Origin of the sequence: Peribacillus sp. YIM B13481, assembly GCF_042787985.1 — a bacterium.
Lineage (GTDB): Bacteria > Bacillota > Bacilli > Bacillales > DSM-1321 > Peribacillus > Peribacillus simplex_A.
In genome coordinates this window covers 12,234-32,757 of record NZ_JBHZPE010000046.1, presented here as the reverse complement: position 1 = coordinate 32,757, position 20,524 = coordinate 12,234, and the positions used below count along the sequence as shown (strand labels likewise).

Below are 20,524 nucleotides of genomic sequence, written 5' to 3'. Positions count from 1 at the left end.
CTTTCGTCACTTTTTGGATTATAGCTTAACGATCGTTCTGCCTCTTGCTTCCCCTTTTAATAGGGTAGGAAGGATGTCAGGCAATTCTTTAATAGTAATTTCCTGTTGAACGAGCTGTTCTAAATGTGCAAGTTTAAAGTCGGTGGCAAGGCGATGCCAAACTTGCAATCTTGTATCCATCGGGCAATTGACCGAATCGACCCCAAGTAAATTAACACCTCTTAAGATGAATGGAAAGACGGTGGCAGGAAGGCTTGTGCCGGCTGTTAATCCGCTTACCGCCACAGATCCGCCATACTTGATTTGGCTAAGGACCGAGGCTAACGGTTCACCGCCGACGGGATCTACCGCCCCGCTCCACTTCTGTTTGCCAAGTGCCCGAAGCTTGCCATCATATACTTCTTCACGGGATACAATGGTCGTCGCTCCGATTTCCTTTAGGTATCCATGTTCCGATTCCTTTCCTGTACTTGCTTCCACTGAATAGCCAAGTTTGGCAAGGATCGAGACAGCGAAACTGCCGACCCCGCCAGTTGCACCAGTGACGAGAACGCTCCCTTGATCAGGAGTGAGGTTATTTTCTTCAAGGCGCAGAACTGATAAGGCAGCAGTGAAACCTGCAGTTCCGATGATCATCGCCTCTTTCAGTGTAAGGCCATCAGGAAGTGGAACGATCCAATCTGCTGGAACACGGGCAAATTGACCGTAGCCGCCGGATTGTGAAACGCCAATCCCGTAGGAGGTCGCAATCACTTCGTCGCCTTCCTGAAACCGGGAATCCTCAGATGAAACGACTATACCAGCCATATCAATTCCTGGAACGATCGGATAGCTGCTGACAATGTTTCCATTCGGAATGCTGGCAAGGCTATCTTTATAGTTCACACCGGAATAATGGACACGGATGAGCACTTCCCCTTGCGGCAAATCATCAAGTGATAGTTGCTGAATGTTAACGGAAAATCGATCATCTTGCTTGTTTACAACCAATGCATCAAATTGCTGTAACATGGTTTGTTCCCCCTTTTATACTGAATCTACTCCATTATAGAAGAAAAAACGTCAAAAAGTATAATGATGAAATTCGAAATAAGTAGCGCTTCCTTTTCTTTCTACTTCTAAAAATGTTACTATTAGATTTGATTCAGTTCATATTAAAGGAGATGTTTTACATGGCTAAAAAAGGATACATACTTATGACAAATGGAGAAAAGATCGAATTCGACCTTTTCCCGAACGAAGCACCGAACACAGTGGCTAACTTCGAAAACTTAGCAAACACAGGATTTTATAATGGTGTAGTCTTTCACCGTGTAATCCCTGGTTTCGTAAGCCAAGGCGGAGATCCTACAGGTACAGGTGCAGGCGGAAGCGGCAAGCAAATCAAATGTGAAACAGTAGGAAACCCTCACAAACATGAGGCAGGCAGCCTATCGATGGCACACGCTGGAAAAGATACTGGCTCAAGCCAATTCTTTATCGTGCACGCGCCACAACCGCATCTTAACGGTGTTCACACAGTATTCGGTAAAGTGACATCTGGACTTGAAACGGCTAAAGCTATGAAAAATGGCGACAAAATGGAAAAAGTCGAAGTTTTTGACGCTGAATAATGGAAGTGAAAAGAGGGGGCATATGCTCCCTCTTTCTTTTTGCTATTTAAAGGGCAGCAGACTTAAACTATAAGCCCATTTTGTATAGTAACTAATGAAAGTAAACCTATTTGAAGAAATCGTTTCATTAGAGCAAAGCAAATATAGAAAGAACCCTTTTCGGGGGCCCTTTCTCGCTGTCTAGAACTCCGGCTTTGATTGTCGATTTTACTTCTTTTGCAGGAGCATGGTTAAGAATGACACATACCCATTGTTCCAACACAAAGATCCCAGCTACCACTTTTGTTCATGCTCCCCACTCCTTTTTACATCTTTACAATAGAACCACCTGTGGATCCTTTATAATTTCCCCATACCGTCTGTTTCTTGTCTGTCCTAATTCATGGCCCTTTTTAAATGTAAATTAGAGGGCAGCATTTTTGTTAGAGATACACATATACGAAAAGAGGGAACCCTTTAAAATATTGAGTCATTTTGGCGTAATGCTTTCACTGAAACAATATTTGACCCCTGACATGGTTTCCGAAATATCCCATAATCTTTTCGAAGTTTCTTCATTATACAAGGTATCGATGATAGTATCTTTTCTAGGAAAGCCTTTTCTGCTTTTCTTTCCATCGGGTCCGATATACTCCCCGCCTGTTAAGGTTGGTTCCGTTGCGGCATAAAGAGTGGGGAGTGCTCCCATATTTGCCGGCTGGGTGAAGGTTTTGGAAAGAAAGTGGACGAACCTATTCATGGGTTTGCCAGATCCGCGTGACATGAGATTAGTATGGGCAAGGCCCGGATGACAGGCAACGCTAATCGGGTTTGCTTCATGCTGGTTGAATTTGTTCTGTAATTCGCGGGCAAAGAGAAGATTGGCCAGCTTGCTTTGCCCATAGTATTTCATCGGTTTATAACCGTTTTCACCATTTAGATTTCCGAAGTCTATGAATCCATTGATGGCGGCCAAGCTGCTCAATGTGACGACCCGCGATTTTGGTGTAGAAAGGATACGCGGAAGAAGGAGGCCTGTCAAAGCAAAATGACCGAGATGGTTGCTGCCGAATTGCAGCTCGAAACCATCCTTCGTTTTGCTGTATGGCGGAATCATCACACCTGCGTTATTGATAAGGACGGAGAGTGAATCATAGTTTTCGTTAAAGGAATCAGCAAAATGCCGAATGCTGCTTAAATCACCTAAATCCAGCTGCATCACGCGTACATTTGCTTTAGGATGCACCGAGATGATTCTATCGACCGCCTTTTCACCCTTTGAAGCATTCCGGACGGCAAGAATGATCTCTGCCCCCTTACCGGCCAGGGCAAAAGCCGTTTCGAAGCCAAGTCCACTATTTGCACCAGTAATCACAATGGTTTGCCCTGATACATCGGCCATATCTTCCCCATTCCACTTTTCAATCATCCAAATCACACCTTTCCACACATTCTATACCTATCATATACCCAAATAATTCCTATATGTCACATTCTGTGGAGGGAATCAGGTGCTGTATTCTATTTTTCTGATGTAACCGGAATTTTTATTTAGCTCCCCATTAAGTAATCAATTATATTTTTCATGATCAGGATGACGGTAACGATGATGAATAATACTCTTACATATGCCACTCCCTTCTTAATGGCGAATTTAGAACCTGCCAATGCTCCTGCTATCATGGAGATGCCCATCGGTATTCCATAGGAAAAGTTGACGGTATCAAGAAATATGAACATGATCAGTGCTGCCAGATTACTTCCGAAGTTTAGAAATTTTGCGTTTCCTGCAGAATGCAAGAAATCAAAGCCAATCATTAAAAAGGCAAACAAAATGAAAGATCCCGTTCCAGCCCCTAAAAATCCATCATAAAAACCAATGGCAAATATAGCGAACGCAAATAGTGCTGCCTTTTGCCATGTGAGCCTCTTGTAAGTCGATTCTTGTCCCCAGTCCTTTTTTAAAAAGGTATAAATGGCTATAGCTAGTAAAAGAACTAAGATCAGTGGTTTTAATAATTCGGGTGAGACGAAATTGACGACCCAGGCACCCAGTAACGATCCTATAAAAATAAATGGGAAAAGTTTGGCCACGAACCGAAAATCAACCTTACCTGAACGAATGAAGGCAATTGTACTTGTTAAAGCCCCCATGGAACTTGCTAACTTATTCGTTGCAATCGCTGCTGTTGGGGAAAGTCCAGAAAATAATAAAGCGGGTATGGAAATCAGGCCACCACCGCCGACCACAGAATCAATGAATGCTGCCAAAAAGCCAAAAAACATCAGCAGCAAGAGTGTTGAAATTTGTATATCTTCCATCCAAGAAGCCTCCGTATCAAGGGCATTATGGCCGAAATGCTTGCTTTTGCGGCAGCCATAACCCAAAGTGGTTTAATTAGTCACTATTTAGATAGTAACTAATTAAAGTCTTTCTGTAAATAAGAATATGATGAGTTATGTTCCCATACCTTTTGAAATCGAATAGATTTCGGTAGGAGATTTGGTATGATAGGCATATAACTTACTTAATGCACTAGGAGGTACTATGCAAGATATCATTCAAAAACTACAGTCTCTCGGGTTTAGTCAATATGAAGCAAAGGCTTATGTTTCTTTAGTTCGCCAAGGTCCAACCAGTGCCTATCAAGTAAGCAAGGAATCTGGAATTCCCAGGGCACGTATCTATGAAATATTAAATGGACTTCTAGAAGAAGGAGTCGTATTAAAAGAGGAAATCAATGAATCGATACAATATTCACCATTACCAGTCGATGTGTTTTTGGAATCCGTCCAATCGAAATGGAACAATACCTATCAATCCATCAGCCATACACTAAAGCAATTCGAGAAAATCGAGCCCATGGCCGACAATCGTGTAATGACGCTTAAGGGTGAAGCGCATATCCTATCCTTTTGCCGTACTTTGATTCAAAAAGCGGAGAGAAGGGTGGTAGTTTCCTTATGGGACAAGATGTATGGGAAACTTGAACAAGAGCTTAAGGGGGTAGCTGCACATTGCACTCTCAAGGGGATTGTATTTCAGGTTGAACACCCATTATCAGGTTTAGATATACATCGTAAAACCAGCTATGTGGACAATATAGGAGAGAACAAATGGTTCATCCTATCCATTGATGGCAAGGAGACGATTTACGGCCCTTCTTCGGAAACGAGAGAAACGGCGTTTTACACAGATGATCCCATTCATATTAATTTTCTCGAAAATTACATTTGGCATGATATCCTCGTTAACCGCTTAGTTAAAAAGGACGAAGAAGATGCTGAGAAATGGATTTCGAGGGAAAGGGACCGTTTTTTCTCGCTATAGCAGTTGGAACCATATGAAAAAAGCTGATAACCCCTTATGTAAGGGGATATCAGCTTTTTATTATTTATTATCGCAGTATAAATCAGAGTCATCTGGATAAAAGGGTTTTAGGAAATCTAATCGCCGTCGGTAAGTTGGATTTATCTCGATAAGACCTGTACGACACAATGATATGGTCATGCGCTAGAACATCCAACTGGAGAATTTGTGAGCTTTTCATTTCCACATAGTACGTAACATCTTCTTTTTGTAAATGATAAAAAGAAAAGGGGATACCTAAAAGGTCTTTCCTTATTAGTTTTGTTTCAGGCTGATTGATGATGTGCTCACTCAATTCCACTATTGTAACAGAAGTTGTTCCTGTAATTGTTGTTATTTTTGCTTTTGCATAATCGACTGCATGACTGAAGGTTTCGGCAAGATTCTTCAAGATTCCATCCATGGGGGCATCTCCTTTGAAATAGGGTATGTATGTAGTATGGTACGTGGCAAATGCTTTATGCAAAAAATACTCAATGATGCTATAGAATTGTCCGTTTATGAACATGATTAAGAGAGTGTTCTACGAAATCATGTTGTCAGGTGTGGGATAAATAAATACGCAGTTAAGGAAGGACGGGCAGTATGAATGATGAAGTACTATTTGAAGAGGAAGAATCAATGAAGAAAAGAAACGCTTTTGAAATGCCAGGTCCCCAAAAGAAAGGCAAAGCATGAAGAAAAAAAATATATATTTGGGTCTGGCCTTTATCGCAATCCTCTCTTTTTTTACAGTGTTGTTCATTCAGTTGAATATGGATGCGAATTCTAAAGAGGGTAAAGGGAAAGACTTCGATGCCAACACGGATAACCATGAGAAAATAGAAAAAATGCTTGAAAAAATGACGCTTGAAGAGAAAATCGGACAGCTTATGATGGTCGGTTTCAACGGAACTGAAAAAAACAGTGAAATTACGGAGCTTATCGAACAAAAACATATAGGGGGCGTCATTTATTTTGACCGCAATATGAAATCGCCTGAACAAGTGGCTAAGTTATCCAATTCGCTACAGCAAACAGCCGATCAAAGCTTACATCCGCTTCCTCTCATGGTGGCCGTCGATCAGGAAGGCGGGGACACAATCCGGATGAGGGAACGGGTATCGCCACTCCCGGCGCAAAATGACCTTGGGAAAAATGCATCTGTCGAAGACATGTACAAGGTGGCAAAATTGAATGGGAAAGAACTTGGTTCAATGGGGATTAACATAAATTTCGCCCCTGTTCTTGATCTATCGAAAACGGATGAGCGTTCATTTGGAAAAGATCCGGAAAAGGTCTATCAATACGGAAAGAAAGCCATTCAAGGCTTGAATGATGTATCCATAACTGGTGCATTGAAGCACTTTCCAGGAAACGGACGCAGCGAAATCGATCCGCATGTCGAAACATCGTCAGTGGAAACAAACCAACTTGATCTAGAAAACTCGGATATTTATCCTTTCAAGCAAATCATAAGTGAAATGGATAACCAAAAGTTTTTCGTGATGGTGACCCATATTAAATATCCAGCCTATGATAAAGAAAAACCTGCAAGCCTTTCTAAAGTCATCATAGAAGACCTGCTTCGGGGGAAACTTAAGTATGAAGGGCTTGTGGTCACGGACGATTTGGAAATGGGAGCTGTGAACAAGTATTTCTCTTATGAAGAGATGGGGAAGCAAGCAATCCTTGCAGGAGCTGATTTATTACTTGTCTGTCATGAATACTCCCATGAACTTGAGGTATATAACGGATTACTCGAAGCTGTAAAAGCAGGAGAAGTTCCAATAGATAGAATTAACGAGTCAGTGAAAAGAGTGTTGACATATAAATTCTACACTATGAAGCAAACGAAGGCAGACCCGGATCAAGCTGAAAAAGTGGTGAAAAGCCCTGAAAGCATAAAGTATATTGAAAGTCTGAATTTGGATAAGTAAAAGGGAAACCGCACACAACAGGATGCTTTAGTTTAAATCAGTTGATAGAGGGAATACTAACTATAACTAACTTGAAGGAGGAAATTCACATGCCATCAAACAAAATGATTGGAACCGTCCTGATAGGAGCTGCAGCATTTTTAATGCGCAATAAGAAAACTCGTGAAAAAACCATGAATCAAATAAAATCGCTAGCCACACCAGAAACCATTGATAAGGTTAAGAGCCAACTCCAATCATTAACTAAATCAAAATCAAGTGACCCATCCGCTCATTAAGATGAAAAACCCCATCAGGTTGCTCAATCATACAATTTGATGGGGCTTTTTTTCATTGCTCCCTTTTTGATCAAACATCTTCACTTTTCCATTCTTCCCCCGATCCGACTGGTTAAAAAAAATAACGGGTTAATGGCGTGTTACCTGACTTCAAAGAAGACCTCCATTAATTAGAACCCGGTGAAAGGAAAATGAAAAGCACTCGTTTCTTCCGAAGACCTTGGACAGGCCTGTCAAAAGTACAAGTGCTTTCATGAATGATCAATGATCATTCAGCTTCATCTTCACCATTATCTTCTTTATTGAACCAAAGCGGATCCTCATTATCGACTTCACCATTATAATTAATCAGGATTTCTTCTCCTGCCTTTATGTCAGTGTAAGCAAAGAAATCAAACGTATGATTCTTAAAGTTGATGTCGTACGTAGCATTTGGTGTATAAGAGTGATTAAACAGCATGCCATAACCTAAAAGCATGGCAGTATGGTTAATTCCATATTCAAATGCATAATCAGCAAGCAATGTTTTCTCTATGAAAACATGCTCCTCGTTTGGGTAAGCAATGACAGGTGCTTCATGCAAAAGCTCACCTTTTTTAATGTCTTGTGTTGCGAATACGCCTCTATTGAACTCACCATCACTGAGTGTGGAAGTTTTAACTTCAATCATGTTCGTCACCTACTTGTTCTATTCAATATAGTCCAGATCATCTAAGCTTGACAGTTAATAAGGAGAAAAGCAACTATTTTACGGAAATAATCATTTTCACACTCATTTTGGGAATCTATTGAGGCCCTACCTTTTATCATAGGTTCCGTGTGACGGAATAATTCACATGAAGGCCGAAAAAAGTGATCATTCGGCCGGAAAATATATATACATACAAAAAACACCTCCGCTAGAAGTGAAGCTAGGGAGGTGTCGGTCATATAGGTAAATCCCTTAAATCACACCGACAGCTGTAAAGGCATTTTTGACAGCTGTGACTTCTGCACTGCTAGAACCGTATAAATCAGAGGCCGCTTGTATGACGGCCGCTCTGGCTTGTGAAAAAGTAGACGACGAAGTTAAATATGTTGTGTTTGCCCGATAAAAGATGGTTCCTAGTTTATCGATGCCGATTCCGGATACACTCACGCCATGGTGAGTTCCGCCTGCAGAGATTAAATAAGCTGCCTTATTAATGATTCCGCTGTTCGTGTGGACTCCGCCATTATCACCCGTTCCTGTATAACGGTTCGAATAATGGTCAGGATCCCCATTCAATGTTGGATTAGCCATCGAGCGAAGTGCATCACCGGAAATGTTAGGTGTGTAAATATCTTCTCCGATCAAATAATCCGCTTTGGCACTTTGATTCTTAAATTCTACGACAGTGCCAAAAATATCAGATATCGCTTCATTCAAAGCACCGGATTCATATTGATAGGTAAGGTTCGATTCCGAGGAAGTGACGGCATGCGTCAATTCATGCGCAACGACATCGAGCCCGCCGGACAATGGGATGAACGTCGTGCCATCTCCATCACCGTAAACCATTTGGGTGCCATCCCAAAAAGCATTATTGTATCTTGAGCCATAATGGACGGTTGATTTCAGGATGGTTCCATTTCCATCATAAGAATTCCGTCCAAATGTGGATTTGTAATAATCATAGGTGTTACCTGCATAAAAATGGGCATCCACCGCAGCTTTATCGGTAGAAGTAGTAAAAGCATTTGTCGTGTTCGAAAAGAGTGTACCAGGCAATCTTGAACGGTTATTGGCGTTATACGTGTAGATGCCTTTGCCGCGTGTATTGTCTTGTAAATAGTATTGACCGTTGGATAAGGTAGTGTTCAACGATACGGTGTTGTTTAAGACGCCAGTGCCCGTTCCGACGGAGTTGGTCCCCGTCACTTCATCCAATGTATTATATTTATTCAGGATTTTACCCGTTTTGACTGAAATGAAATAATTATGATTTCCTGGTTCCGGACTTAAGAATTTCAAATTGACTTTATATACATAATCGGCCTTGCCTTCATTTGCGTATACATATAGCTCAGATTCAGGTGATTGTTCGTAGGCAGGAGTGAACCCAAGATCTGCTTCCGCTATTTTGATAGCTTCTGATTTACTGATGCCTTTTTTAGCCTTTTTCCCTAATTTCGTGTTTAGATTGGCTTCAACCGTACCGGACACGACGGTCAATACACCTTTAGCGTCAATCAATACGGCTTGTGTGGAATTCCATACTGGTACGCCTTTATAGGTTTGTTGCAATTTAAGGACGGTATTGCCCAGTTCGTCCTTGCTTTCTTTCTCGATCGTGAAGGAGTCCTTCGCCTTTTGCTTTTCTAGCTTGTAAGACTTTTTGTTCTCATCAAAAAAGGTAAGAATGATATCTTCTGCCGTTTGCTTTGAGGGTTCCGTAAGCTTCCCAGACTTGTATTCTAGCGAATCCCTATGCTTATTGTACTTTTCAACACTTAACACATTTTTTGCCGCTAAAGCTTCTTGATGGGGAATAGCAGAAAATAATAGACCGATGGATAGTGCAGTTCCTAAAAATACCTTACCTTTCATAAACACTCAACTCCCTCATGAGAATACCTCATTTTTGCATCATTTCATATTATTATCAAATGGAGAAAACTCGCGAAAAATATGACATTTAAAGGTATAAAATGGAGAAAAATGGTTTTTGGTAGATTTGTTATTTCTGAATATTCTTACAGTAATATTTCAATTATGTAAAAGGATCTTAATATTTTCCCCGTTAAAAATCCTGCTTTTTTATAAGTGCAAAAAACCGTGGCATAAAGTGCAAAAAACCGTGGCGTAAAGTGCAAAATATTTTGTCTATTTAAGTCGTTTTTTTTGATAATTTGTTGAATATTGCGGTTTTTTAATTCTGGCATAGAACTTGCATATATATCAGAAAAGGAATATTCGATTGTAAATTAGCTCTATTTGAAGGTCGATGAAATAGGAAAATTTATTAAATGGATTTCCCCATAAATGAAAGCGCTTATATAGAAAGGGATGAAAATTTATGATACCAAAACAAGAAAACGACATCTTACAGCATCCTCCAAAGCAGGAAGAACAGGAATTAAAGCGCGGTTTAAAATCTCGTCATTTAACGATGATTTCCATTGGAGGGGCTATTGGCACCGGACTGTTTCTTAGCAGCGGGGCAGCTATCCATACAGCTGGACCAGGCGGCGCATTACTTGCTTATGCCTTAGTTGGGGCAATGGTGTACTTCGTGATGACCAGCTTAGGGGAACTGGCCGCCTTTATGCCGACAAGCGGTTCATTCAGTACCTATGGAACGAAATTCGTCGATCCGGCATTTGGGTTTGCCTTGGGATGGACGTACTGGTTCAATTGGTCGATGACCATAGCGGCTGAGTTGTCAGCCTCAACAATGATCATGAAATTTTGGTTTCCGAATAGTCCATCGTTGTTGTGGAGTTCATCATTCTTGGTGCTCATTTTCCTATTAAACTACTTATCCGTTAAAGGATACGGTGAAGGGGAATACTGGTTTTCCTTCATAAAAGTAACGGCCATCGTTATTTTTATAATCGTTGGAATACTAATGATTGTCGGCATCATGGGTGGAGAAGCAGTAGGTTTTAAAAACTTCACAGTCGACGACGCTCCTTTCCCGGGTGGATTCATGGGTGTCTTCATCGTATTCATAGCGGCTGGCTTTTCTTTTCAGGGTACCGAAATTGTCGGCGTGGCTGCCGGTGAAAGTGAAGATCCTGCACGGAATATACCAAAGGCCATTAAAAGTGTCTTCTGGAGAATCCTGCTCTTTTACGTATTGGCAATCTTTGTGATAGGACTGCTTATCCCTTATACGAATTCAAGTTTACAAGGGGATAACGTCATGGTAAGCCCGTTCACGCTCATATTTGAAAAGGCTGGTGTGGCCTTTGCAGCTTCGCTTATGAATGCCGTCATTTTAACAGCTGTATTATCAGCAGGTAACTCTAGTCTATATGCATCTACGCGTATGTTATATTCAATGGCAAAAGATGGACAAGCACCGCGCATTTTTGCAAAACTTAATAAACGCGGCGTACCGGTTGCAGGAATGATTTTGACGTGCTCCATCGGAATGCTAGCCTTTTTAGCTTCCGTATTCGGTGATGGTAAAGTGTATATTTGGTTAATGAATGCGATTGGAATAACAGGATTTATCTTTTGGCTCGGCATTTCCATCAGCCATTACCGTTTCCGCAAAGCATTCATCGCTCAAGGCAATTCTTTGGAGAAGCTTCCATATAAGGCATTATGGTTCCCGATTGGACCGATCTTCGCCATTTTAATTGGCATGATCGTCATCCTGTCCCAAAATATCCAAGCCTTTTTCTCAGACCAGATCGATTGGGGCAGTGTTATAGCTGCCTACCTGGGAATCCCGCTTTTCCTTGGCCTTTGGCTTGGCTATAAACTGGTAAGAAAAACTAAATTCGTTAAACTTGATGAAGTTGAATTTGACTTTGACAAAAAATATGAATGAACAAGCGTAAAGTAAAATCAGCCGGACAATTAAATTGTCCGGCTTTTATTTGTTTATCAATAGGCTCATATTAAAGGCCGAAAAAAAAGGAGTTAGGACGAATAAAGTGGAGATAGGACGAATTAAACGGGATAGGACGAATTAAGTAGGAGTCCGGTCGAATTGGAAACAGTCAAATTTAAGTTGGTGGATGAAGAAATTGTTCTCTTATCATTATGGAAATCCACACATACCTGCTGTGAAAATTTACTAGTTATAACTAATGTGGGCAGGGTATCAGAGTAGCATCCTGGTAAGGAGGGTTGCTTAAACATGTTTGGTCTCTCTGATATCATTAAATTTCTATTTTCCTTTTTTTTGATCATGCCAATCGTTACGCTGATACATTTGAGCGGGCATATTTTCTTTGTTACGATCTTTGGGGGATCAGAAAAGAAGATCTTGATCGGTTGTGGTAATAAACTTTTCGCCTTTCGGAACATAGAGGTGAGGAAATATTATTTTTGGAATGGGACCTGCGAGTTCAAGGGATTAAAACATGATAATCGATTGACGAATACGCTGATATATTTAGGGGGGGCTATCTTTAATTTAGTCAGCATGCTGATCATATATAGCTTAGTGTATCAGAATATCCTGGACAGCTCGGTGATCTGGTATCAATTCATCTATTTTTCCTTCTATATTATGTTTTTCTCCTTGTTTCCGATGTATTTCGCGGACGGGTCGCCTAGTGATGGGAAGGCTGCGGAATTGGCCTTGAGGAACAAGCTGGAAGATAGGGTGACGGATGATATATTTGTGAAGAAAATGGATGATGATGATAGCTGCAAGTAAAAAGGGGACGTGCTAGTTGACCGTTCCTTTTTTGTTTGCTTTCAGCTTTAGGATTTATCATAAGGCTAAAATCTAGCCTTATGATGAATGTTTATATAACGGTCTAGGATTTTATGGATTGTGCTATTTTACTGCTTGACGATGAACTTGAAAGGACCAGAACTATGACCATGGCAATGGCAACCCCTGTTGCGCCGATCCAGGTTATGGAAGCAAGGGATACTTGTTCTACAGCAACACCGCCAATTCCAGCACCTGCCGCCATGGCCAATTGCATCATCGACTGATTCAGACCGAGCATGACTCCTGATGATTCAGGTTCAAGGGTCGCTAAATGATATTGCTGTGTCGGCCCTGATGACCATGCTGCGAACGACCATAATGTAAGGATTATCAAAACGCCAATCAATGAATTCGTAACGATGGATAACATGATGATCATCATAATATGCAGCGCCATACCGCCAATTAGTGTAAATGATACACCCCATCGATCCGTACTATAACCGCCAAACTTTGATCCGATCAAGCTTGCGATACCGAATATAAGCAAGGCCGTGCTAAGTAGAGAGTCACTTATCCCTGATACGGATAGCAAGTAAGGGGATAGATAGGTATAAGCTATCGAGTATCCGCCAAGCCAGAAGAAGGTTATCGATAATCCAAGGGCAACTTTCCTTTTTTTAAGAAGGGCCAGCTGCTGGAGAAGTGGTACTGGTTTATCCCCTTTGGTAGGAGGAATGGTAAAGAATAAAACGATCATGGCAATCAGGCCGAATAGGGCGATTCCGCCAAAGACGGATTTCCACCCGAATGCATCTGTCATGATTCTTCCGAGAGGTACGCCAATGATAAGGGAAGCTGTAAACCCCATGACAACTGTCGCAATAGAACTTGCTTGTTTATTTGGCGGAGCAAGCTGAGCGGCAATATTCAGAGCGGTGACTACAACCAATCCTGCACCAAGTGCCATGATTATGCGTGCAAATAGAAAAGGTCCAAAGCCTGGTAATAGAAAGGCAAGCAGATTGGCCACTACGAATAGTCCAAGGGAATACAACATTAATCTTCGTCTGTCTAAACTTGCTGTCAAAGCCATGAGAATGGGTGTACCGATTGCGTAGACAAGGGAGAAAATTGTAATGAGCTGTCCTGCGGCAGCAAGGGTCACTCCAAGAGAATCCGCAATCTTATCCAAAATTCCGGATATGATGAATTCGGATGTTCCTACTAAAAAACTGATAATCGCTAACATGTAAATTTTCCATGTATTAAGCAAAATAGATTCACTCCTCATTAATGATTATTAATTTTATATAAAGACATATCTCAATATGTTAATATGTATGAATAAAAAATAAACATATCGCGAAATATCGAAATGTTAGAGAGAAAAATGAACCCAACCCTCTAATGTACGGATCAGGTTCATTTTCATACTTCTTCTTTCAAGAAATCAGTAATTTTTGAGATTGCCTCTTCATCTCGTTTGTAATACGTAAACTTTCCTATCCGCTCCGTTTTAATCAATCCTGCTCTAAGAAGCATCGAGAGGTATTGAGAGGCCGTGGACTGGGTCATGTTTAATTTTTCAGTAATCTGACTTACGCAAACGCCGGTTTCCTTCATGTCTATTCCCTCATGAGGGGTGAAGTGGAGTTCAGGCGCCTTGAGCCATTGTAAGATTTGCAACCTGGATTCATTGGATAATGCTTTAAATATCTCGATTGTTTTCATACATTTCATTATATCGAGAATTATCGATATGTCAAATGGTTTTATCATTCATCGTTAGTTTCATAAATAGCAAAACTTGATACCGTTATCTAAAGAGTCATTAAAGGAATGGAAATGTATTATTGCAAGAACCTAATCGGCTCCCTTATCAGTGCGGGCCGATTAGGTTGTTCAAATCCTGTAAATCAGAATTAAAGTCTCCGCTAAAAAATCATTTCCATACTTCTTTTGCTACATCAACGACGAATTTCAGCTTTTCCCATTGCTGTTCTTCGGTCAGCTTGTTGCCGTGATGGGTGGAGGCGAATCCGCATTGCGGACTTAAGCATAATTGTTCGAGAGGAACGAAGTGCGAGGCTTCTTCAATGCGTGCCTTAACAGCTTCCTTGTCTTCGATTTCTCCATTTTTTGAAGTGACGACACCCAGTACGACCCGTGCACCGCCATTTGGAATGTATTCCAATGGCTTGAAATCTCCTGAGCGTTGATCATCATATTCCAAGAAAAATCCATCCACTGTTTCTTTTGCCAATAAAGTTGGGGCGATACGGGCATAGCTTCCTTCAAACGCCCAAGTCGACTGGTAGTTCCCACGACATAGGTGTGTAGTGACGATAAGGTCTTCTGGTTTGCCTTCCAATGCGCCATTAATTACGCGAAGTGCAAGATCGATTAACTGTTCCCTCGTATATTTTCCATCTTTGAACTGGAAATCTGGAGCTGAAAGTCTGGCTATATATACATCATCCAATTGAAGATAACGTACACCTGCTTCATAAAAAGCCTTCAAAGCATGCTGATACGCTTTGATGATATCATTAGCATAGTCTTCAATATCAGGGTAGATGTCTTCATTATGAATGCCTACAGCAAATAATTGATTCGGACTGGGAATGGTTTGCTTGGCAACGGCGCGTCCGTTCACGATTTTGTTCAATTCAATGAAATCACGAATGAAGGGATGTTCGGGATTGAATGAAACCTTCCCGGTATTGCGGACGTTATATCTCTCTGTTTCGACACCATCGAATGTGAGACCTTTTTCAGTCACATATCCCTCGATGCCATTTAAATGTTCGAGGAAGTCAAAGTGCCACCATGTTCGTCTGAACTCACCATCCGTCACGGCCTCCAATCCAACTTCAATTTGTTTTTCGACAATCCGATTGATTTCTTCGGTTTCAACTTCACGAAGCCGCTCTGCTGAAATGGTACCTTCCTTAAATTGCTTCCTGGCAATATGTAAACGTTCTGGTCTTAATAAACTTCCGACGTGATCGGCCCTGAATGGTGCCTTCGTTAATGTGATTGACATGTTGCATTCCTTCTTTCCTTTTAAAAATAGGCTGTTTTCACATACTTTGTTGCTATTTATCAGGTAGTGAGTTGTGGTTGATTTCCCCTCCAGATGCTCGCTTTCCGCGGGGCGGGCGGTGAGCCTCCTCGGCGTAAACGCCTGTGGGGTCTCACCTGTCCCGCTGCTCCCGCAGGAGTCTCGCACTTCCGCTCCAATCAACCTTAAATAGTTTCGTTTTAAAAACAACAATCTTTACGAAAAGAGCCTAAAAATAAAACACCTCTTCTTAAAAATAAGAAGAGGTGTTGGCAGCAAAGCTATATACTCTTCTTATCTTCAAGTTTCTACACTTCTGGAATTAGCACAGTACATGATCAGTCTGTTGCTGAGGCATCAAAGGGCCAGTCCCTCCACCTCTCTGGATAAGAGTTGTCTATTAAATTAATTAAGACTATACAGGTAGTTTTTATAAAGGTCAAGTAATGAAGGTGGAAGATTTCGAATATACCGATTATTAATATGGGTTGAAATGTTAACTACATCAGGGAACCCGGCATATGCTATAACCGACGTTTCATATGAGCGGCAGGAGGGGAATGCAAGGATGAGTACATTCAGTCCATTCAAAAATGGCATACCGATAACGGTAACTGAAGCCATGATAGAGAAAATCTTAAGAATGAAATCATATGATCAGGTTATTAAAGTCGAGATTACACCAAAGCATATAGTGCTTTCCGGAACGACGGAAGTGAAAAAAATGATGTTTAAGAAAAATGTGGCTTTCCGGATTACATTAAAACCGGTTCACGTGGAAAAAAGAACGATTTCATTTGAATTAGTGGAAATGGAGCCTATTGACAGGAATTTCATTAACCAAAGGATATTTAACAAACCGCCATTTTTTGAATTCGAAAATAGAACGATCAAAATGAATGTTAATGCTTGGAACATCGTGAGAAAAATCCCCGTTGGCACAATTAAATCGTATGAGCTGGTCGAAGGTGCATTGAAAATGAAACTTTCAATATGATGGATCGTTTTTAGCCACAATATTTAAAGGGGATGCCAGGTATGATAGTGTAAGGGTAGGTTGAAATGCCATACCTCACAATGTGTTTGATAAATCAAGCTCTATAAAATATACTAAATTACTTATAGTTTTCCAGGAGATAAGGGGGGGAATAATGGACCAGAAGATTTTGCCTGCTTCAGCAAGCATGAAGGATTTCGAAAGATTTTTAGAAAGTTCCTATGAAATAGGTGTGTTTCTTGATTTGCATATATCACAATTGAAAAACGTAAGTATGATGGCAAAGCAGCATAATAAGAAAATGATTTATCATGTCGATTTGATCCATGGCATAAGAAGTGATGAGTACGCGACAGAATTCATTTGTCAGGAATATCATCCATATGGGCTGATTTCAACAAAATCAAACGTTATATTGAAGGCGAAGCAAAAGGGGGTCATTGCCATCCAGCGAATCTTTTTAATAGATTCACATGCTCTGGAGAAAAGTTATAAGCTGGTGCAGAAAACCAAGCCGGACTATATCGAAGTATTGCCAGGCGCCATGCCATGGATGATAAAAGAGGTGAAGGAACGATTGCAGACACCGATTTTTGCAGGCGGCCTCATACGTACTTCGGATGAAGTCCTGAACGCCCTTGATGCTGGAGCGTCGTCAATCACCACTTCCAAAACTGAATTATGGGATATCGTTTAATGGGGTCGAACGAGGAAGTTGAAAAAAAATACAGAAAAATAGAATAATTCCTCGTGAAATAATTGACAGCGTTTTCACAAACTAGTATATTGTAAATTATAAGTTAATATATGTGACGGAGACTAGGAGATTCACAACAGATCTATTCATAATTTATTTTATGAAGATAGTTCTGCTGTGGATCTCCTTTTATTTGTTGGCATGGTTTAAAAATTTATCAGGGGAGGGGTTTTATTCATGACTCCATTTTGGGGAGAAGTGGTAGGCACGATGATTTTAGTTTTATTCGGAGCAGGTATTGGGGCTGGTTCATCCTTAAAGGGTTCTTATGCAAAAGATGCCGGCTGGATCGTTATCACGATTGCGTGGGGATTGGCTGTTACAATGGGTGTTTTTGCAGTGGGGTCCATAAGCGGGGCACATTTAAACCCGGCTGTTACAGTAGCATTAGCTATCAATGGAGATTTTCCTTGGGCTGATGTGCCAGGGTACATCATGGCCCAAATGATAGGGGCAATTATAGGTGCGACTCTTGTATTCCTGCATTATTTACCACACTGGAAAGCTACGGAGGATCCAGGTACAAAGCTTGGTGTGTTTTCAACCTCACCGGCTATCCCACATACTTTTTCAAATCTATTAAGTGAAATGATTGGTACGTTCATCCTTGTTCTTGGCTTATTGTTTATTGGAGCCGGCGAGTTTACAGAAGGTCTGAACCCATTTGCTGTCGGTTTATTGATTGTTGTCATCGGGATGTCGCTAGGAGGAACGACAGGCTATGCCATAAACCCTGCCCGTGACCTTGGACCTCGTATTGCTCACTTCCTGCTGCCAATACCGGGTAAGGGAAAATCAAATTGGGGATATGCTTGGATTCCGGTTGTTGGTCCGATTGTCGGTGGAGCACTTGGAGCTGTCTTCTATAAAGCGGTCTTTTTAGGTGAATTGACGACAGCCTTTTGGGCTGTTTTAGGAGCAAGTCTGATAATATTGGTGTTAGCATATACTTTTGGCAAAAAGCAATCAAGTGAGTTAGAAATTAGCAACATGGCTAGTTAAATTAAAAAAGGGGGGAAACACAGTATGGAAAAATATATCTTATCATTGGATCAAGGAACAACGAGTTCGCGGGCGATTTTATTTAACGAAAAGGGGGAAATCGTCCATTCCTCTCAAAAGGAATTCACGCAGCATTTCCCTAAACCAGGCTGGGTCGAGCATAACGCCAATGAGATTTGGGGATCAATTTTAGCGGTAATTGCTGGTGTACTATCGGAATCAGGTGTAAAGCCAGAGCAAATTGCCGGTATCGGAATAACCAATCAGCGTGAAACGGCAGTCGTTTGGGATAAGGAAACAGGTACCCCTGTTTATAATGCGATTGTATGGCAGTCAAGGCAAACAAGTGAAATCTGTGATGATTTGAAGGAGAAGGGACTTAATGATCTATTCCGGGATAAAACGGGATTGTTGATAGATGCTTATTTTTCCGGAACGAAAGTGAAATGGATCCTCGATAATGTGGAAGGGGCACGACAAAGGGCAGATGAAGGCAAGCTGTTATTCGGTACCATCGATACTTGGCTGATCTGGAAGCTTTCAGGAGGCAAAGCTCACGTAACGGACTATTCCAATGCATCCCGGACATTGATGTATAATATCCATGAACTGAAATGGGACGAAGAACTGCTGGAGATATTGACTGTGCCGAAGTCGATGCTGCCAGAGGTTAGACCTTCTTCCGAAGTGTATGCCCATACGATTGAATATCATTTCTTCGGCCAGTCGATTCCAATCGCAGGAGCAGCCGGTGACCAACAGGCGGCATTATTTGGCCAAGCTTGTTTTAATGAAGGAATGGCAAAAAATACGTATGGAACAGGTTGTTTCATGCTTATGAATACGGGAGCCAAGGCTGTCAGTTCCGAACACGGACTATTGACGACACTTGCTTGGGGATTGAATGGGAAGGTTGAATATGCATTGGAAGGCAGTATATTCGTAGCTGGCTCCGCAATCCAATGGCTGCGTGATGGTCTGCGGATGCTTAATGATGCCAAGGACAGCGAAGCTTATGCAAAGCGGGTGGAAAGTACAGATGGAGTATATGTAGTACCGGCTTTTGTAGGCCTTGGGACTCCATATTGGGACAGTGAAGTACGGGGAGCCATTTTTGGTTTGACGCGCGGGACATCAAAAGAACATTTCATTCGTGCCACACTTGAATCACTGGCGTATCAAACGAAGGATGTCCTTGATGCAATGGAGGCGGATTCGGGAATCGAGCTGCAGACATTGAGAGTGGATGGCGGGGCAGTCAAAAATGACTTTTTAATGCAGTTCCAAAGCGATTTATTACAGGTGCCAGTCGAAAGGCCGACAATAAACGAAACTACGGCACTCGGGGCGGCGTATTTGGCGGGCCTTGCTGTCGGGTATTGGAAGGATCAAGAAGAAATATCTCAGCAATGGGCGGTGGACAAAACCTTTAAACCATCCATGGAAGTGCAAGATAGAGATAAATTATATGAAGGCTGGAAAAAAGCTGTACATGCAGCAATGGCTTTTAAATAAAAAACAAAGCGAATTCTTTCTAATATAAGCTAGAGTATGATATACTAAAATCAAGTTAATAACTCGGCCGGAGAACAGGAGAGACCATGAATGCGTTATCGTGAATTCGATAATGTGCATTTATGGTCTCTCTTTTTTGTTTTTAAAGGCAGATTAGGGATATTAATATCTATATGGACACTATGAGAACAAATGAACCAATTGAATATAAGGGTAAACAGTGCGAACTCACGAGTAAACAGCGCGAACTCACGAGTAAACAGTGCGAATTCACGAGTAAACAGCGCGAATTCACGAGTAAACGTGCAGATCACGAGTAAACAGTGCGAACTCACGAGTAAACAGTGCGAACTCACGAGTAAACAGTGCGAACTCACGAGTAAACGTGCAGATCACGAGTAAACAGCGCGAATTCACGAGTAAACAGTGCGAATTCACGAGTAAACAGCGCGAATTCACGAGTAAACGTGCAGAATTCACGAGTAAACGTGCAGAACTCACGAGTAAACAGCGCGAACTCACGAGTAAACGTGCAGATCACGAGTAAACAGCACGAATTCACGAGTAAACAGTGCGAATTCACGAGTAAACAGCGCGAACTCACGAGTAAACGTGCAGATCACGAGTAAACAGCACGAATTCACGAGTAAACAGTGCGAATTCA

At 41.4% G+C, this 20,524-nt stretch carries 20 protein-coding genes and 1 riboswitch; of the genes, 11 read left to right on the top strand and 9 right to left on the bottom strand.

Annotation, left to right across the window (positions count from 1 at the left end):
• Positions 1–18 precede the first annotated feature (18 nt).
• The gene (locus ACFX4X_RS20380; RefSeq protein WP_377385868.1) at positions 19–1,011 is read right to left on the bottom strand and encodes an NADPH:quinone oxidoreductase family protein; all 993 of its coding nucleotides are present in this window, start codon (positions 1,009–1,011) and stop codon (positions 19–21) included.
• 161 nt (positions 1,012–1,172) lie between these two features.
• On the opposite strand from ACFX4X_RS20380, the gene ACFX4X_RS20375 reads away from it, so the two are divergent.
• Positions 1,173–1,613, top strand: coding sequence for a peptidylprolyl isomerase (locus ACFX4X_RS20375; RefSeq protein WP_089361807.1), 441 nt, complete (start codon positions 1,173–1,175; stop codon positions 1,611–1,613).
• Positions 1,614–2,082: 469 nt separating this feature from the next.
• Here the strand turns inward: ACFX4X_RS20375 and ACFX4X_RS20370 are convergent, their stop codons facing one another.
• Entirely contained in the window at positions 2,083–3,021 is a 939-nt protein-coding gene (locus ACFX4X_RS20370) for an oxidoreductase (protein WP_377385865.1), read from the bottom strand.
• Positions 3,022–3,143: 122 nt separating this feature from the next.
• Positions 3,144–3,914, bottom strand: coding sequence for a sulfite exporter TauE/SafE family protein (locus ACFX4X_RS20365; RefSeq protein WP_284469383.1), 771 nt, complete (start codon positions 3,912–3,914; stop codon positions 3,144–3,146).
• Positions 3,915–4,140: 226 nt separating this feature from the next.
• Here ACFX4X_RS20365 and ACFX4X_RS20360 point away from each other — a divergent pair, with 226 nt between their 5' ends.
• Positions 4,141–4,923, top strand: coding sequence for a TrmB family transcriptional regulator (locus ACFX4X_RS20360; protein ID WP_284469384.1), 783 nt, complete (start codon positions 4,141–4,143; stop codon positions 4,921–4,923).
• A gap of 88 nt (positions 4,924–5,011) precedes the next feature.
• Here the strand turns inward: ACFX4X_RS20360 and ACFX4X_RS20355 are convergent, their stop codons facing one another.
• Positions 5,012–5,365 (bottom strand): hypothetical protein, encoded by a 354-nt coding sequence (locus tag ACFX4X_RS20355; RefSeq protein WP_284469385.1) that lies wholly within the window; start codon positions 5,363–5,365, stop codon positions 5,012–5,014.
• Positions 5,366–5,636: 271 nt separating this feature from the next.
• Here ACFX4X_RS20355 and nagZ point away from each other — a divergent pair, with 271 nt between their 5' ends.
• Both nagZ and ACFX4X_RS20345 read left to right on the top strand, forming a co-directional pair.
• A complete protein-coding gene (gene nagZ, locus ACFX4X_RS20350; RefSeq protein WP_377385860.1) occupies positions 5,637–6,881 on the top strand; it encodes a beta-N-acetylhexosaminidase in 1,245 nt (414 codons plus the stop codon).
• A gap of 89 nt (positions 6,882–6,970) precedes the next feature.
• Entirely contained in the window at positions 6,971–7,159 is a 189-nt protein-coding gene (locus tag ACFX4X_RS20345; protein WP_284469387.1) for a hypothetical protein, read from the top strand.
• A gap of 268 nt (positions 7,160–7,427) precedes the next feature.
• Here ACFX4X_RS20345 and ACFX4X_RS20340 read toward each other — a convergent pair whose 3' ends face one another.
• Positions 7,428–7,829, bottom strand: a complete 402-nt coding sequence (locus ACFX4X_RS20340; RefSeq protein ID WP_056523115.1) for an SET domain-containing protein — start codon at positions 7,827–7,829, stop codon at positions 7,428–7,430.
• 273 nt (positions 7,830–8,102) lie between these two features.
• Entirely contained in the window at positions 8,103–9,728 is a 1,626-nt protein-coding gene (locus tag ACFX4X_RS20335; protein ID WP_377385856.1) for a M4 family metallopeptidase, read from the bottom strand.
• A 469-nt stretch (positions 9,729–10,197) separates the two neighbouring features.
• On the opposite strand from ACFX4X_RS20335, the gene ACFX4X_RS20330 reads away from it, so the two are divergent.
• Positions 10,198–11,682 carry an amino acid permease gene (locus ACFX4X_RS20330; RefSeq protein WP_089361799.1) on the top strand — a complete coding sequence of 495 codons (1,485 nt, stop codon included), beginning with the start codon at positions 10,198–10,200 and terminating at the stop codon, positions 11,680–11,682.
• Positions 11,683–11,994: 312 nt separating this feature from the next.
• Positions 11,995–12,519, top strand: a complete 525-nt coding sequence (locus ACFX4X_RS20325; RefSeq protein WP_061465365.1) for a hypothetical protein — start codon at positions 11,995–11,997, stop codon at positions 12,517–12,519.
• A gap of 103 nt (positions 12,520–12,622) precedes the next feature.
• Here ACFX4X_RS20325 and ACFX4X_RS20320 read toward each other — a convergent pair whose 3' ends face one another.
• The 3 genes from ACFX4X_RS20320 to ACFX4X_RS20310 form a co-directional block, all read right to left on the bottom strand.
• Complete coding sequence (locus ACFX4X_RS20320) at positions 12,623–13,798, bottom strand: MFS transporter (protein ID WP_377385852.1); 1,176 nt, start codon at positions 13,796–13,798, stop codon at positions 12,623–12,625.
• 155 nt (positions 13,799–13,953) lie between these two features.
• The gene (locus ACFX4X_RS20315) at positions 13,954–14,256 is read right to left on the bottom strand and encodes an ArsR/SmtB family transcription factor (protein WP_061466270.1); all 303 of its coding nucleotides are present in this window, start codon (positions 14,254–14,256) and stop codon (positions 13,954–13,956) included.
• A gap of 211 nt (positions 14,257–14,467) precedes the next feature.
• Entirely contained in the window at positions 14,468–15,571 is a 1,104-nt protein-coding gene (locus ACFX4X_RS20310; protein WP_377385849.1) for a 5-methyltetrahydropteroyltriglutamate--homocysteine S-methyltransferase, read from the bottom strand.
• A gap of 309 nt (positions 15,572–15,880) precedes the next feature.
• Positions 15,881–15,982, bottom strand: a riboswitch (SAM riboswitch).
• A 175-nt stretch (positions 15,983–16,157) separates the two neighbouring features.
• Here ACFX4X_RS20310 and ACFX4X_RS20305 point away from each other — a divergent pair.
• The 5 genes from ACFX4X_RS20305 (at position 16,158) to ACFX4X_RS20285 (ending at position 20,407) form a co-directional block, all read left to right on the top strand.
• Entirely contained in the window at positions 16,158–16,586 is a 429-nt protein-coding gene (locus tag ACFX4X_RS20305; RefSeq protein WP_284469389.1) for a hypothetical protein, read from the top strand.
• Between the two features lie 154 nt (positions 16,587–16,740).
• Positions 16,741–17,283, top strand: coding sequence for a glycerol-3-phosphate responsive antiterminator (locus ACFX4X_RS20300; RefSeq protein ID WP_377385846.1), 543 nt, complete (start codon positions 16,741–16,743; stop codon positions 17,281–17,283).
• Positions 17,284–17,520: 237 nt separating this feature from the next.
• Positions 17,521–18,345 (top strand): MIP/aquaporin family protein, encoded by an 825-nt coding sequence (locus tag ACFX4X_RS20295; protein ID WP_377385844.1) that lies wholly within the window; start codon positions 17,521–17,523, stop codon positions 18,343–18,345.
• A 24-nt stretch (positions 18,346–18,369) separates the two neighbouring features.
• The gene (glpK, locus tag ACFX4X_RS20290) at positions 18,370–19,860 is read left to right on the top strand and encodes a glycerol kinase GlpK (RefSeq protein WP_089361793.1); all 1,491 of its coding nucleotides are present in this window, start codon (positions 18,370–18,372) and stop codon (positions 19,858–19,860) included.
• Between the two features lie 385 nt (positions 19,861–20,245).
• Positions 20,246–20,407: a hypothetical protein gene (locus ACFX4X_RS20285; RefSeq protein ID WP_377385841.1), complete on the top strand. Its 162-nt coding sequence runs from the start codon at positions 20,246–20,248 to the stop codon at positions 20,405–20,407.
• Positions 20,408–20,524: the final 117 nt, after the last annotated feature.